The sequence below is a fragment of the Xanthomonas sp. 3307 genome (assembly GCF_014199735.1).
Classification (GTDB): Bacteria; Pseudomonadota; Gammaproteobacteria; order Xanthomonadales; family Xanthomonadaceae; genus Xanthomonas_A; species Xanthomonas_A rydalmerensis.
On sequence record NZ_JACHOG010000001.1, the window covers coordinates 591,260 to 604,561 of the forward strand.

The window sequence follows — 13,302 nt, forward strand, 5'->3', positions numbered from 1 at the left end:
GCAGATGTGAGGACGCCGCCGCGCCTGCGCTCAGACCGCGTGGCGGCGCATGGGCTGCCAGCGCAGATAGCTGGCCGAACGCCACAGCCACTCCACCGGGCCGAAGCGGAACCGCTGCAGCCACCAGTGCGACAGCGCCACCTGCAGTGCGAACAGCACGACCGCGAACGGGATCTGCCAGGCACGCGGCAATTGCTCGAAGTAGCCGAAGCCATAGCCGTAGAACAGCGTCGTGCACACCAGCGACTGCAGCAGATAGTTGCTCAACGCCATGCGCCCGGCCGGCGCCAGCCACTGCAGCGCGGGCGCGGCGCGCACCAGCCAGGCCGCATAGCCCAGCGCCATCAGGCCGCCGGCGACACTGGCCAGGGCATAAGCGCAGGTCAGGCGCAGATCCAGCCGCGCCGGGTCCATCCACGGCTCCAGCCGGAAGCTCAGCAGCATCAGCGCCAGGCCCAGCGGCAGCACGCCCCAGCGCAGCACGGCGAGCAACCGCGGGAAGCGCTGCGGCTGCGCAGCCAGGCCGCTGCGCACGCACCAGGCGCCGAGCAGGAACATGCCGAAGATGGTCGGCGCATTGAACAGCAATGCACTCAGCGATTCGACCAGGTCGCGCGCGCGCTGCGCGGTGGCCTGGACATAGCTGCCGTGGCCGAACACCTCACGCTGCTGCGCCAGCGCCGCAGCGCTGTGCTGCGCCTGCTCGGCCATGTCGCGCTGCCACTGCGCCGCACCGTGCGGGTCGGCCTGCGCGGCCGTGGCGGCCGCGCCGATCAACAGCCACAGCGCCGGCGCGAACAGATACACCACCAGCGCCATGCCGGGCAGCCAGCGCGTGGGCGCCTCGCGGAACGCCAGCAGCATGAACGCCAGCAGCGCGTAGCTGACCAGGATGTCGCCGGACCACAGCAGCAGTGCATGCAGCAGGCCGATCAGCAACAGCCCCGCACTGCGGCGCAGGAAGAAACCGCCGAACGGCCGCCGCGCGGTCTCGGCGCGCTGCGCCATCACCGCGAAGCCCATGCCGAACAGCAGCGAGAACAAGGTGTAGAACTTGCCCTGCACCAGGATGTAGACCAGCGCGTCGGCGATGCGGTCGGCGCCGCGCAGCGCCGGATCCAGGCCGGTCATCGCCGCGTCCAGCGGACCGACGAAGCCCTCGATGTTCATCAGCAGGATGCCCAGCAGGGCGAAGCCGCGCAGCACGTCCAGGGTGGCGATGCGCTCGGCGGGCGCGACGGGCTGCAACACGGGGGCGGAAGTGGCCAAGGCGGCACCGGACGGAAGGCCGGCGATGTCCCTCGCCGCGATCAAGAGGGCCGCCGGCGTCCGCGGCGGCGCGACGGCACCGCTGCGCGCGGCGCCAGGGCCGACGGCACCGGCGCGACCGGTGCCGCGGCCAGGACCATCAGTGCTGGTGGCCGCCGTCGCCGTGCACGTGGCCGTGCTCGATCTCTTCGGCGCTGGCCTCGCGCACGTCGACGATCTCCACGTCGAAGTGCAGGTCCTTGCCGGCCATCGGATGGTTGAGGTCGACGTCGACCACGCTCATGCCGACCTTCTGCACGGTCACCGCGCGCGGGCCGAAGTTGGTCTGCAGCACCACCTGGCTCCCCGGCTGCAGCTTGGCCGCGCCGAAATGCTTCTTCGGCACGCGCTGGCTCAGGCCCTCGCGGTATTCGCCGTAGGCGTCCTTGGCGGCCACGTCGACGCCGAAGCTGTCGCCGGCCGCCTTGTCCATCATCGCGTTCTCCAGGCCCGGGATGATGTTGCCGTGGCCGACCAGGATCACCAGCGGATCGCGGTCCTTGGAGCTTTCGATCGGTTCTTGACCGACTTCCGACACGGTGTAGTGGAAACGGACGACGCGGTCTTTTTCGATCTTCATGTGCACTCTGCGCTGTGGCTGCCGGGGGCAGACGGGATGGGCGGCTTGTCGGCCGCCGGGAGCGCCGCCATGATGGCGGCCTTCTGAGGTCGCGCATTATCCCGGCTCCATGCACAACACGCCAGTTTCGCCGCGCGGCCGCCGCGCGTTTCCGTGGTGGCTTCCGCTGCTGTGCGCCGCCGCGCTGGCGGCCTGTGGACGCCACGAGGTCCGCCACACCCGGCCGGCGCCGGTGGCGGTGCGCGAGTGGCCGCAGGTGCAACCGGCCGACCCTGGCGCGGCAAACGCGGTGCTGATGCGCGCACTGGGCCTGGTCGGCACCCCCTATCGCTACGGCGGCAATACCCCCGAGTCCGGATTCGACTGCAGCGGCCTGGTCGCCTACGTCTATCGCGACATGCTCGACCTGCGGCTGCCGCGCACCTCGCGCGAGCTGGCCGCGGTGCAGGGGCCGAAGATCGACCCGCAGCGCCTGAGCACCGGCGACCTGGTGTTCTTCGGCAGCGCAGGGAATGTGACGCACGTCGGAATTTATGTCGGCGAAGGCCGTTTCGTTCACGCCCCCAGCACGGGCGGGACGGTGCGCCTGGATTCCCTGGATGGCGCCTACTGGCGGGACCATTACACCGGCGCAAAGCGGGTTTTGCGCTGATGTGTGATTTCGCCCACATTCATAATTACGAAAATTTAACCTTATTTGAACTTCCTATTTCTGTCTACAAGGCATGATCCCCCATCGTTTTATTTTGTGATCCAAGCGTGACGACCGAAGCCCAGACCTCTCCAGGCAAGACCGCCGTTCCCCGCCGGACCGCTTTCCGCCTCTTTTGCACCGCCTCGCTCTGTTTCACGGCCCTCCCGGCCCTGGCCCAGTCCGCTCCCGCCGACACCGTCGTCCCGGAAGCGATCGCGACCGTCGCCCCCGCTCCCGCACCGGTGAGCACCGTGGCGAACACCGCTGCAGCGAGCACGCCGACCGCCACCGCCTCGGCCAAGCCGGCCGCCGCACAGGCGCCGGCGCCGTCGCGCAGCAAGGCCGACGCCGCGGCCACCGCCACGCTGGCCGCCCTGCTGCCGCACCTGGCCGCCAACGACACCATTCCGCTGATGGACCGCTCGGCCATGTTCGCCGGCGACATCAGCCGCCTGCTGGCCAACTACGACGTGTCCCAGCCGGTCCCGCGCGAAGGCGTGGTGCCGGGCGGCGACAAGGTCCAGTCCGTGCTCAAGCGCGCCATGGCGCTGCTGGGCACCCCGTACCGCTGGGGCGGCGAGGACACCGAGGGCTTCGACTGCAGCGGCCTGGTCGGCTACGTGTTCCGCACCGCGCTGGGCATCGAGCTGCCGCGCGTGTCGCGCGAGATGGCCCGCGAGGCCAACGCCCAGCTGATCAAGGACCGCGACGCGCTGGCGCCGGGCGATCTGGTGTTCTTCGGCCGCAAGGGCCGCGTCGACCACGTCGGCCTGTACGTCGGCGAGGGCCGTTTCCTGCACGCCCCCAGCCGTGGCAAGGACGTGCGCGTGGACACGCTGACCTCCGGCTACTGGGGCGAGAAGTTCGTGCAGGCGCGCCGCGTGGCGATGTAAGCCACTTCGGCTGCAGACACCAAGAAAGGCCGCTGGCGACAGCGGCCTTTTTTATTGCGTGCGGCCGGGTGTTGCCGCTGCGGTTCGCGCCGCCCGCCTGGAGCGTCATCGCGACCGTCCGCATTGCCCGCCGGCACGCTACGCTGGTCCGCCTCGATCGCGTCACCGGGACTTCGATGACACCATCCCCCTCGCCTGCCCCGCGGTCCTGCCGTGCCGATGAGCACCGCGGCCGGGCCGCGTCCTGGCCGCGCCGACAGGTGCTGCGCTGATGCCGGACATGCCGCCCCTGCCCACGCCCGCACAGGCGCTGGCGATCGCGCAATCACTACTGTTCACGCGCTACGCCGATGCCGCCTTCGGCTTCGCCGCCGGCTCGATCCTGCGCGGCGAAGGCACGCATCTGTCCGACATCGATCTGGTGGTGGTCTACGACAGCCTGCCGGCCGCACGCCGCGAGTCGTTCATGGCCGAGGGCGTGCCGGTCGAAGCCTTCGTGCACGATCCGGGCACGCTGGCCTGGTTCGTCGATGACGATGCGGCCCGCGGCCGCCCCAGCCTGCTGCACATGATCGCCGAGGGCACCCTCGTCGGCACCGCGACCGAGTCCGCACGCACCCTGCAAGGCCAGATCGCCGCGCGGCTGCAGGCCGGGCCGCCGCCGCTGACGCAGGCGCAACGGGACGCGCTGCGCTACGAGATCACCGACCTGGTCGACGACCTGTGCGGCGAGCGCAGCGCCGCCGAGATCGTCGCGATCGGCGCCCTGCTGCATCCGCGCCTGGCGGAACTGGCGCTGCGCGGACGCGGCCACTGGTACGGCAGCGGCAAGTGGGTCCCGCGCCTGCTGGCACGCATGGACCCTGCCCTGGGCGCGCGCTTCGACCAGGCCTTCGCCGCACTGTTCGCCAGCGCCGACCGCGCGCCGGTGCTGGCGCTGGCACAACAGGAACTGGCCGTGCACGGCGGCCGCCTGTTCGACGGCGATTGCCGCACCGCGCCTGCGGACTGGCGCGCCTGAGCCAGCGCGCGGGCGCGCGCTCAGCCCTGGTAGTGGGCGATGGTGTCCTCGATGCCCTTGCTCAGTTCCATCACCTTCTGCGCATACTCGGCCAGGCGATGGTCTTCCGGCGTGTCCGGATGCCAGGCCGGTACCGCGGTGGGGCGGCCTTCGACGCCGTCCAGGGCCACGAACACGATGATGCAATGGGTGCACAGGCGCGGCTCGCCGCCCATCGGATCGCGTGCGCGCACCTCGATGGCGAAATGCATGCTGCTGGTGCCGGTGTGGACCAGCTTGGCGCTGACCGTGACCATGTCGCTGATGCGGATCGGCGAGACGAAGCGAATGCCGCCCACCGCCACGGTCACGCTGTAGTGGCCGCTCCAGCCCACTGCGGCGGCGTAGCCGACCTGGTCGATCCACTTCATCACCACGCCGCCGTGGACCTTGCCGCCGTAGTTGACGTCGATCGGCTCGGCCAGGAAGCGGAAGGTCAGTTCGCGTTGGGTGCCGCTCATCGGGAGTCCATGCAGGGGAAGGAGGCGGCAGTCTGCCATGCGCCGACGCCGCCAATCGCAACGGCGCCGCAATGACCTGTCGGCGCGGCCGCACTGGCGGCACGCGTGGGTCGGCTACGTCGCGGTCAGCGCCAGGTTGTCGCGCTTGCGGATGCACAGCCACGGGAAATGCGGCTGGCGCCAGCGCAGCACGCGCAGGCAGCGCGCGGACAGGCGGCGTGGGTCGAACAGCCGGCGCAGCACGATGCCGTCCAGCGCCGCGTGGGTGTGCTGGTGGTATTGCTGCGCCAGCTCGGCGCAACCCAGGTCGCTGAAGTAACGCAGGCTGCGCGCGGCGCTGGCCCGGGCCCGGGCGGCGTCGGCGTAGAACGGGCTGTCGAGGATGTGCAGTTCGCCATCGTGCTGCAGCAGCTCCAGCAGACGCGCGATCAGCGCACGCGGATCGGCGAAGTACTGAATGCAGGCCGGCACCACCACCACATCGAACCGCCGCGCCGGCAGCGGCAGGCGCAGGATATCGCCGGCGACGAAGCTCAGCCGCGGCGCGTCGGCGAACACCCGCGCCGCCTGCGCCAGCTCGGTGCGATTGACGTCCACGCCGCAGACCTCGCGCTGCAGGGCGCTAGCCAGGCGATGCGACAGCCAGCCGTTGCCGCAGCCCAGCTCCAGCAGCGGACCATCGCCGCCGCGCGCGCGCAGATGGCGCAACAGGCGCCGGCAGGATTCGGCGCGCACCCGCCATTCGTGGCTGGCGCCCAGCGCACCGGGCGGCTGCGGCAGCGTGCGCACCTGCGCGTCGCTGTAGAGCCGGCCTTCGCGGCGGCGCACGTCCAGGTAGCGCTGCTCGAACGGGTCGTCCGGCAACGCGTCGTGCACCAGCACGCCCTCGTGGAGCGTCAGCCCGGGCAACCGCAACAACTGCGCGCGCAGGCTGTCGGCAGGCGTGCTCACGGGAGCATCAACGCACCTGGCCGGAACTATCGACCGGCGGATCTTCCAGGCCGACATTGCTCGGCGCCGCCTCGTACACGCTGCGGTCGAGCAGGCCGGTTTCCTTGGCCACCAGCACCGGCACCAGCATCTGCCCGGTCACGTTGGTCATGGTCCGCATCATGTCCAGCACGCGGTCGATGGCGTACAGGTAGCCGATCACCTCCAGCGGCAGGTTGGCCGCGCTCAGCACCACCGTGGCCATCACCACCGCGGTACCGGGCACGCCGGCGGTACCGAAACTGCCCAGCACCGAGGCGATCAGCACCACGAAATACTGGTTGGCGGTCAGCGGCACGCCGGTGTATTGGGCGATGAACACCGCGCACAGCGCCGGGAAGATCGCGCCGCAGCCGTCCATCTTGATGCTGGCGCCCAGCGGCACCGCGAACGCGGCGTAGTCCTTGTTGACGCCGAGGTTGTGGGTGATCGAGCGCAGCGCCACCGGCATCGCGGCGAAGCTGGAGGAACTGACGAAGGCCACCTGCATGCCCGGCGCGGCGCCGCGGAAGAACTTCCACGGGTTCAGCCCGTGCACCAGCAACAGGCCGCTGTAGACCACCACGATGTGGATCGCGCAGGCCAGGTACAGCGCCAGCACGAAATTGCCGAACGGCAGCAGCTTGCCGAAGCCGTAGCCGCCGACCAGCGCGGCGATCAGGCCGAAGGTGCCGAGCGGGGTCATCTCCAGCACGAAGCGGGTGACCTGGATCATGATCTCGCTCATCTGCGTGGTGAGCTTGCGCGCCTCGGCCACGCGCTCGCCGAGCTTGACCATGGCAAAGCCCAGCAGCGCGGCGAAGAAGATCACCGGCAGGATCGACCCGCGCCCGGCCGCCAGCACGGTCTCGCCGGCGGCATTGGTCTTGGTGCCGATGCCGGTGAGCGCATAGAACGGATTGGACGGCACCACGTCCAGCAGCACCTGCACCGGGCTGGGCACGTCGCGTGGGGTCCAGCCGCTGTCCACGCGCAGGCCCAGGTGGCCGGCGCCCGGCTGCAGCACGGTGCCCACGGCCAGGCCGACGCCGACCGCCAGCGCCGCGGTGACCACGAACCACAGGAACGTGCGCCCGCCCAGCTTGGCCACCGACTGTTGCCCGTGCAGCGACGAGATCGCGTTGATGACCGCGAAGAACACCAGCGGCACCGCGATCATCTTGATCAGGGTGACGTACAGGTCGCCCAGCGGCTTGAACCAGGTTTCCGCGGTCGGCCCCAGCGCCCAGCCGGCCAGCGCGCCCAGCACGAAGCCGGCGACCACGCGCTGCCAGAACGGAATGCGTAACCAGGCCGTCACCAGTTTCATCGACGCTGTCCAGAAATCTCGGGGGTTTCGCACGATAGCGCACCCCGGCGGCAACAACGACGCCATGGCTGGAAAGGCACGGTGTCATGGGCGTGCCTTGTCGTAGCCGGCATAATGCGGGGGACTTCGTTGTTCAGGACCCGTTCCGCATATGCGCCTTCCCGTTTCCGCTCTCGCCGCCGCCTCCACCCTGCTGCTGGGTGCCTGCGCCAGCACGCCGCACGCGCCGGCCGCCAGCGCCAACGTCGCGCCGATCGTCGTTCCCGCCGTGGCCCACCCGGCCGGCGAGACCCCGGACTGGTGGTACCGCAGCGGCGCCGCCAAGGCCGCCAACAACGGTGCCATGCGCGGCAAGGCCAAGAACGTCATCCTGTTCCTGGGCGACGGCATGAGCCTGACCACGGTCGCCGCCGCACGCATCCTCGACGGCCAGCGCAAGGGCGCCTCCGGCGAGGAAAACCAGCTGTCATGGGAGGCATTCCCCGCCACCGCGCTGAGCAAGACCTACAACACCGATTCGCAGACGCCGGACTCGGCCGGCACCATGACCTCGATCACCACCGGGGTGAAGACCCACATGGGCGCGATCGGCGTGTCCGCCGGCAAGCGTGACGCCTGCGCCGACAGCCTCGGCAAGCAGTTGCTGAGCTGGCTGGAGCTGGCCGACAGCGCCGGCATGGGCACCGGCATCGTCACCACCACCCGGCTGACCCACGCCACCCCGGCCGCGACCTATGCGCACGTGCCGGAGCGCAACTGGGAGAGCGATGCCGACCTGCCGGAGAAGGCGGTGACCGAGGGCTGCCGCGACATCGCCCAGCAGATGGTCGGCGCACGCTTCGGGCGCGGCCCGCAGGTGATGCTGGCCGGCGGCCGCGGCCAGTTCACCACCGTCGAGCAGCGCGACCCCGAGTACGACGACAAGGTCGGCCTGCGCCTGGACGGCCGCGACCTGGTCGGCGAATGGCGCCAGCGCCATCCGCAGGGCGCCTACGTGTGGACCCGCGGACAACTGGAAGCGGCGCAGAACGCGCCGGCGCTGCTGGGCCTGTTCGAACCGGACCACATGCAGTTCGATCACGATCGCGACCGCAGCGCCAACGGCGACCCGAGCCTGGCCGAGATGACCCGCGCCGCGATCCGCACCCTGTCGCAGGACAAGAACGGCTACGTGCTGATGGTCGAAGGCGGACGCATCGACCACGCGCACCACGCCGGCAACGCCTACCGCGCGCTGGACGAGACCATCGCCCTGTCGCAGGCGGTGCAGGCCGCGGCGGACGCGACCTCGGCCGAGGACACGCTGATCATCGTCACCGCCGACCACTCGCACACGCTGAACTTCGTCGGCTACCCGCAGCGCGGCAACCCGATCCTGGGCAAGGTGCGCGGCACCAGCGGCGAGGACGCCAACACCGGCGACCTGGCGCTGGACGGCAACGGCCAGCCCTATGCCACGCTCAGCTACGCCAACGGCCCCGGCTACACCGGCGCCAGCAACCAGCAGCCGGCGGGGGTCAAGACCTTCCCGCATGCGCCGAGCAACTTCGAGCCGGCCAACGGCCGTCCGGACCTGACCCACGTCGACACCGAAAGCCCGGACTTCATGCAGGAAGCGCTGGTGCCGACCAAGGCCGAGACCCATGGCGGCGACGACGTCGGCATTTGGGCGCGCGGCCCCGGCAGCAACGCCTTCCGCGGCAGCCTGGAAGAGAACGTGATCTACCACGTGATCGTGCAGGCCACGCCGACGCTGCGTGCGCGGCTGTGCCAGGCCGGTACCTGCAACGGCGACGGCGTGCCGGTGGAGCTGCCCAAGCCGGCGGCGTTCATGACCAGCGCCGCGACCGCGCAATGAGGCGGCTTCGGCCGCACGGCGGCCGCCTGCGCGCGGCCGTTGCACTATTCGCTGCGCTGGCCGCGCTCGGTACCGTGCCAGCGATCGCGGCGCAACCGGCCGCCGACGCCTGCCGGCTGGGCGACCCGAACACCGATCGGCCGGTGGTGCCGGGCTGCCGGCTCGGTGCCGACGAACGCCTGGTCCTGACGCCGCAGGCGCTGCGGCGCCTGCACTTCGATCGCGACGGCCTGGCGCTGCTGAGCGTCGGCGCACGGTTCTACTACGTGCGCGCCGATGGCCGCAGCCTGCCGGTGATCACCTGGGACAACGGCGCGGATGGTTTCACTGAAGGCCTGACCCGCGGCATCGTGCACGGCCGCATCGGCTTCTACGATCGGCAACTGCGCGAGGTGATCGCGCCGGTCCACGACTTCGCCTGGCCGTTCGAGCACGGCGTCGCCGAGGTCTGCGACGGCTGCAGCGCGGGTACGCCCGATGGCGACGGGCACACGCCGATGCAGGGCGGCCGCTGGTACTCCATCGATCGCCACAACCGCGAAGTGCCGGCGCCGAAGCGCTGAGCAGGCGACCGTATGCGGCATGGCGGCGTTGTCACGGAGAACGCCGCCGAGGCCGGTCTTCTGCAACGCATTCTTGCTGCAACGCCCGCGATGTCGGGGGAAGCGCATCGTCCGCGAGCTGAGAAATCCCCGCGTCGGGGGTGAAGTCCCTCCCACAGGGGGCTAACCAACGTTTGCGCTGCCTAAGGCGCCGTAGCGCACTGGCCGCAGGCCGGGCTTGGCGTGCCGGCGGCCGACACCGAGCAGGCGCCCTGCTGAGCAGGCCATCGGGATAGTCCCAAGTGCCGAGAACTGCTCTTGTGGGAGGGACTTCAGTCCCGACGCATTGAACTGAAAGGCATGGGGACTGAAGTCCCTCGCACAGAGGGCTCACTCACGTTGCGCGGCTTCAAGCGCCATCGCGCGCTGGCCGCTGGCCGGGGGTCGCGTGCTGGCGGTCGACATCGAGCGGGCACCGGGCTCAACAAGCAGCCTGGATAGTCCCGAGTGCCGACAATTGCTCTTGTGGGAGGGACTTTAGTCCCGACGCATTGAACTGAAAGGTGTCGGAACTGCAGTCCTCCCACAACGCTGTTCGGACTCAAAGACGTCGCCATGCCACGCTTCGCGCTGACGTGCGCTTGCGTCTACAGTGACGCGATGCCGCCGCATGCCTCTCCGTCCCCGTTGTCCGCACTCGCCGCCGTGCTGCCCGATCCGGCGCCGGCGCCGCTGTTGCTCGGCCTCAGCGGCGGCCTGGATTCGACCGTGTTGCTGCACCTGCTGGCGCAGCAGCCGTCGTACCGCCGCGCCGGCCTGCGCGCGCTGCACGTGCATCACGGCCTGCATGCCGACGCCGACACGTGGGCCGCGCAGTGCGCGCAGCTGTGCGCGACGCTGGCGGTGCCGCTGCAGGTGGTGCAAGTCCACGTACCGCGCGACAGCGGCGATGGCCTGGAAGCAGCGGCGCGGCAGGCGCGGCGCCACGCCTTTGCGCAGGCGCTGCAGCCCGGCGAATGGCTGGCGCTGGCCCAACACCGTGACGACCAGGCCGAGACCTTCCTGCTGCGTGCGTTGCGCGCATCCGGCCCGGATGGCCTGGCGGCGATGCAGGCGCTGTCCGACTTCGCCGGCAGCCGCCTGTGGCGGCCGCTGCTGGCGCAACCACGCAGCGTGCTGCACGCCTATGCACAGCAGCACGGCCTGCAGTGGATCGACGACCCCAGCAATGCCGATCCCGGCTTCGATCGCAATTTCCTGCGCCTACAGGTGCTGCCGCTGCTGCGCCAGCGCTGGCCGCATGCCGACGCCGCCCTCGCCCGCAGCGCGCAACTGTGCGCCGACGCCGGCGCACTGCTGGACGCGGACGACCGCACGGCGCTCGACGCGCTGCAGGACGCCCCAGGCGCCCCGCTTCCGCTCGCCCCGCTCCGCGGCCTGCCCGCCGCGCGGCGCGCGCGCGTGCTGCGACGCTGGGTCGCGCAGGCCGGGCTGCCGCCATTGCCGGCGGCCGGCCTGGCCGCGATCGAACGCGATCTACTGAACGCGCGTGCCGATGCCGCGGCGCAGTTCGCATGGCATGGCGCCTGCGTGCGCAGTTGGCGCGACAGGCTCCATGCCGAGCGCGACCTCGCGCCATGGCCTGCGGACTGGCAGGCGCAGTGGGACGGCCGCGCACCGCTGACGCTGCCCGATGGCCGCCGCCTGCACCTGCTCGCCGAGACCACACTGGTCTTCGACACGCCGCTGCTGGTGCGCGCACGCCGCGGCGGCGAACGCCTGCGCCTGCCCGGGCGGACGCAGTCGCAGGCCCTGAAGCACCTGCTGCAGACGCAGGCGCTGCCGCCCTGGCAGCGCGCACGGCTGCCGCTGCTGTTCGACGCCACGCAGCTACTGGCCGCCGGTCCGGTCCTGCTGGCCGCGCCATTGCACAGCTGGCTGCAGGCGCACGCCGCACGCCTGGCGCTGGATCCGCTGCCAGCGCCGGCACGCGCGTCGCATTGACCCTGCTGCCGCCGCCGCGCACACTTTCGCCATGCCCAAGAAGTCCCAAGACGATACCTCCCCGGTCGCCCGCTTCGAGCAATCGCTCGAGGAGCTGGAAGTACTGGTGGAGAAGATGGAAGCCGGCGACCTGAGCCTGGAACAGTCGCTGAGCGCCTACGAGCGCGGCGTGGGCCTGTACCGGCAATGCCAGCAGGCGCTGGAGCAGGCCGAACTGCGCGTGCGCCTGCTCAGCGATCCCGAGCAGCCCGACAGCGCCGAACCCTTCGATCCCGTACCGCCCCATGGCGGCTGACGCGGCGTTCGCGCACTGGCGCGAACGGGTGGAAGCCGGCCTGCAGGCGCAGTTGCCGGCGGCGACGCTGGCGCCGCAACGCCTGCACGCGGCGATGCGCCACGCCACCCTGGGCGGCGGCAAGCGCATGCGCCCGCTGCTGGTCTACGCCAGCGGCGCGCTGTTCGGTGCCGACGATGCGCAGCTGGATGCACCGGCGCTGGCGGTGGAACTGATCCATGCGTATTCGCTGGTCCACGACGACCTGCCGGCGATGGACGACGACGCCCTGCGCCGCGGCCAGCCGACCGTGCACATCGCCTTCGACGAAGCCACCGCGATCCTCGCCGGCGACGCGCTGCAGAGCCTGGCGTTCGCGCTGCTGGCCAATGCCGAGGCGGCGGCGACGCTGCGCGTGCAGTGGCTGCAGACCCTGGCCGAAGCCGCCGGCGCGGCCGGCATGTGCGGCGGCCAGGCATTGGACATCGACGCCACCGGCCGCGTACAGGCGCTGCCCGACCTGCAACGCATGCATGCGCTGAAGACCGGTGCGCTGATCCGCGCCAGCGTGCGTCTGGGCGCGCTCGGCGGCGGCGCCGACGCCGACGCGCTCGCGCAGCTGGACACCTTCGCCACCGCGCTGGGCCTGGCCTTCCAGGTGCGCGACGACATCCTCGACGTGGAAGCCAGCTCCGAACAGCTCGGCAAGACCGCCGGCAAGGACGCGGCGCAGGCCAAATCCACCTACCCTGCCCTGCTGGGCATGGACGGCGCCAAGGCCAAGCTGGCCGAACTGGCGCAGGCGATGCAGGACAGCCTGCACGGCTACGGCACCGCCGCCGATGCGCTGGCGGCGCTGGCACGGCTCGCGGTCGATCGCGCGCACTGATCGCAGCGCTCGACGCGTGCGATTGCCGCGGCCGGGCCGCACGCGTCATTGCCGCGCAGGCGATGCGCCGCATCCGCGAAACCAGGGATTGATGATGCCGCTGGCAGCATGCAGCCCTTGATGACCAGAAGCGCTGTCGTAGGAGCGGCTTCAGCCGCGACACACGTCATCGGTAGCGCCTGTCGCGGCTGAAGCCGCTCCTACAGGGGCTTGAGGTGAGGTGTCTGGGGGCAATGTGGGAGGGACTTCAGTCCCGACTGCTTTCACTGTCCGATCGTCCGCTACTCCGGTCGTCGCGGATGCATGACAGTTGACTCCCACACCAGGCAACCAGGCGCATCTCACGCCATGGCAATCCGCGTTGTCGCAAAAATCCCGAAGCCGCTCGCACCGCTGCAGATCGCGCTGATGCCAGCGGCAGCGAAAGGAAATCCCCGAAA

At 70.7% G+C, this 13,302-nt stretch carries 13 protein-coding genes; 8 read left to right on the forward strand and 5 right to left on the reverse strand.

Annotation, left to right across the window (positions count from 1 at the left end):
- Positions 1–30 precede the first annotated feature (30 nt).
- Positions 31–1,251: a DUF418 domain-containing protein gene (locus GGR64_RS02470; RefSeq protein WP_184643741.1), complete on the reverse strand. Its 1,221-nt coding sequence runs from the start codon at positions 1,249–1,251 to the stop codon at positions 31–33.
- Positions 1,252–1,408: 157 nt separating this feature from the next.
- On the reverse strand, positions 1,409–1,888 hold the full coding sequence (locus GGR64_RS02475; RefSeq protein WP_160968337.1) for a peptidylprolyl isomerase: 480 nt from the start codon (positions 1,886–1,888) through the stop codon (positions 1,409–1,411).
- Between the two features lie 109 nt (positions 1,889–1,997).
- Here GGR64_RS02475 and GGR64_RS02480 point away from each other — a divergent pair, with 109 nt between their 5' ends.
- The 3 genes from GGR64_RS02480 (at position 1,998) to GGR64_RS02490 (ending at position 4,496) form a co-directional block, all read left to right on the forward strand.
- Positions 1,998–2,540 (forward strand): C40 family peptidase, encoded by a 543-nt coding sequence (locus GGR64_RS02480; protein ID WP_167087536.1) that lies wholly within the window; start codon positions 1,998–2,000, stop codon positions 2,538–2,540.
- A gap of 284 nt (positions 2,541–2,824) precedes the next feature.
- Entirely contained in the window at positions 2,825–3,475 is a 651-nt protein-coding gene (locus GGR64_RS02485; protein ID WP_326520296.1) for a C40 family peptidase, read from the forward strand.
- Between the two features lie 280 nt (positions 3,476–3,755).
- Positions 3,756–4,496: a nucleotidyltransferase domain-containing protein gene (locus GGR64_RS02490; RefSeq protein WP_184643745.1), complete on the forward strand. Its 741-nt coding sequence runs from the start codon at positions 3,756–3,758 to the stop codon at positions 4,494–4,496.
- A gap of 20 nt (positions 4,497–4,516) precedes the next feature.
- Here GGR64_RS02490 and GGR64_RS02495 read toward each other — a convergent pair whose 3' ends face one another.
- The 3 genes from GGR64_RS02495 to GGR64_RS02505 all read right to left on the reverse strand — a co-directional run bounded on the left by GGR64_RS02495 (position 4,517) and on the right by GGR64_RS02505 (position 7,295).
- Positions 4,517–4,996 (reverse strand): acyl-CoA thioesterase, encoded by a 480-nt coding sequence (locus GGR64_RS02495; protein ID WP_160968332.1) that lies wholly within the window; start codon positions 4,994–4,996, stop codon positions 4,517–4,519.
- Between the two features lie 114 nt (positions 4,997–5,110).
- On the reverse strand, positions 5,111–5,947 hold the full coding sequence (locus GGR64_RS02500; RefSeq protein ID WP_184643747.1) for a class I SAM-dependent methyltransferase: 837 nt from the start codon (positions 5,945–5,947) through the stop codon (positions 5,111–5,113).
- Between the two features lie 7 nt (positions 5,948–5,954).
- Positions 5,955–7,295, reverse strand: coding sequence for a dicarboxylate/amino acid:cation symporter (locus GGR64_RS02505; RefSeq protein WP_184449257.1), 1,341 nt, complete (start codon positions 7,293–7,295; stop codon positions 5,955–5,957).
- Between the two features lie 151 nt (positions 7,296–7,446).
- On the opposite strand from GGR64_RS02505, the gene GGR64_RS02510 reads away from it, so the two are divergent.
- From GGR64_RS02510 to GGR64_RS02530, 5 genes are all read left to right on the forward strand, one after another.
- The gene (locus GGR64_RS02510) at positions 7,447–9,153 is read left to right on the forward strand and encodes an alkaline phosphatase (protein WP_184643749.1); all 1,707 of its coding nucleotides are present in this window, start codon (positions 7,447–7,449) and stop codon (positions 9,151–9,153) included.
- Positions 9,150–9,716 (forward strand): WG repeat-containing protein, encoded by a 567-nt coding sequence (locus GGR64_RS02515; RefSeq protein ID WP_260302616.1) that lies wholly within the window; start codon positions 9,150–9,152, stop codon positions 9,714–9,716. The genes GGR64_RS02510 and GGR64_RS02515 overlap by 4 nt, the downstream gene beginning before the upstream one ends.
- A gap of 666 nt (positions 9,717–10,382) precedes the next feature.
- On the forward strand, positions 10,383–11,699 hold the full coding sequence (gene tilS, locus GGR64_RS02520; protein ID WP_260302618.1) for a tRNA lysidine(34) synthetase TilS: 1,317 nt from the start codon (positions 10,383–10,385) through the stop codon (positions 11,697–11,699).
- A gap of 31 nt (positions 11,700–11,730) precedes the next feature.
- Complete coding sequence (locus GGR64_RS02525) at positions 11,731–11,994, forward strand: exodeoxyribonuclease VII small subunit (RefSeq protein ID WP_160968322.1); 264 nt, start codon at positions 11,731–11,733, stop codon at positions 11,992–11,994.
- Positions 11,984–12,862 carry a polyprenyl synthetase family protein gene (locus GGR64_RS02530; RefSeq protein ID WP_184449251.1) on the forward strand — a complete coding sequence of 293 codons (879 nt, stop codon included), beginning with the start codon at positions 11,984–11,986 and terminating at the stop codon, positions 12,860–12,862. Before GGR64_RS02525 ends, GGR64_RS02530 begins: the two co-directional genes overlap by 11 nt.
- Positions 12,863–13,302: the final 440 nt, after the last annotated feature.

Excerpts from the sequence above, each read along its gene's own strand:
- GGR64_RS02515 (WP_260302616.1), top strand. The coding sequence starts at position 9,150 with ATGAGGCGGCTTCGGCCGCACGGCGGCCGCCTGCGCGCGGCCGTTGCA.
- GGR64_RS02490 (WP_184643745.1), top strand. The coding sequence starts at position 3,756 with ATGCCGCCCCTGCCCACGCCCGCACAGGCGCTGGCGATCGCGCAATCA.
- GGR64_RS02505 (WP_184449257.1), bottom strand. The coding sequence starts at position 7,295 with ATGAAACTGGTGACGGCCTGGTTACGCATTCCGTTCTGGCAGCGCGTG.
- GGR64_RS02530 (WP_184449251.1), top strand. The coding sequence starts at position 11,984 with ATGGCGGCTGACGCGGCGTTCGCGCACTGGCGCGAACGGGTGGAAGCC.
- GGR64_RS02480 (WP_167087536.1), top strand. The coding sequence starts at position 1,998 with ATGCACAACACGCCAGTTTCGCCGCGCGGCCGCCGCGCGTTTCCGTGG.
- GGR64_RS02475 (WP_160968337.1), bottom strand. The coding sequence starts at position 1,888 with ATGAAGATCGAAAAAGACCGCGTCGTCCGTTTCCACTACACCGTGTCG.
- GGR64_RS02525 (WP_160968322.1), top strand. The coding sequence starts at position 11,731 with ATGCCCAAGAAGTCCCAAGACGATACCTCCCCGGTCGCCCGCTTCGAG.
- GGR64_RS02510 (WP_184643749.1), top strand. The coding sequence starts at position 7,447 with ATGCGCCTTCCCGTTTCCGCTCTCGCCGCCGCCTCCACCCTGCTGCTG.
- GGR64_RS02495 (WP_160968332.1), bottom strand. The coding sequence starts at position 4,996 with ATGAGCGGCACCCAACGCGAACTGACCTTCCGCTTCCTGGCCGAGCCG.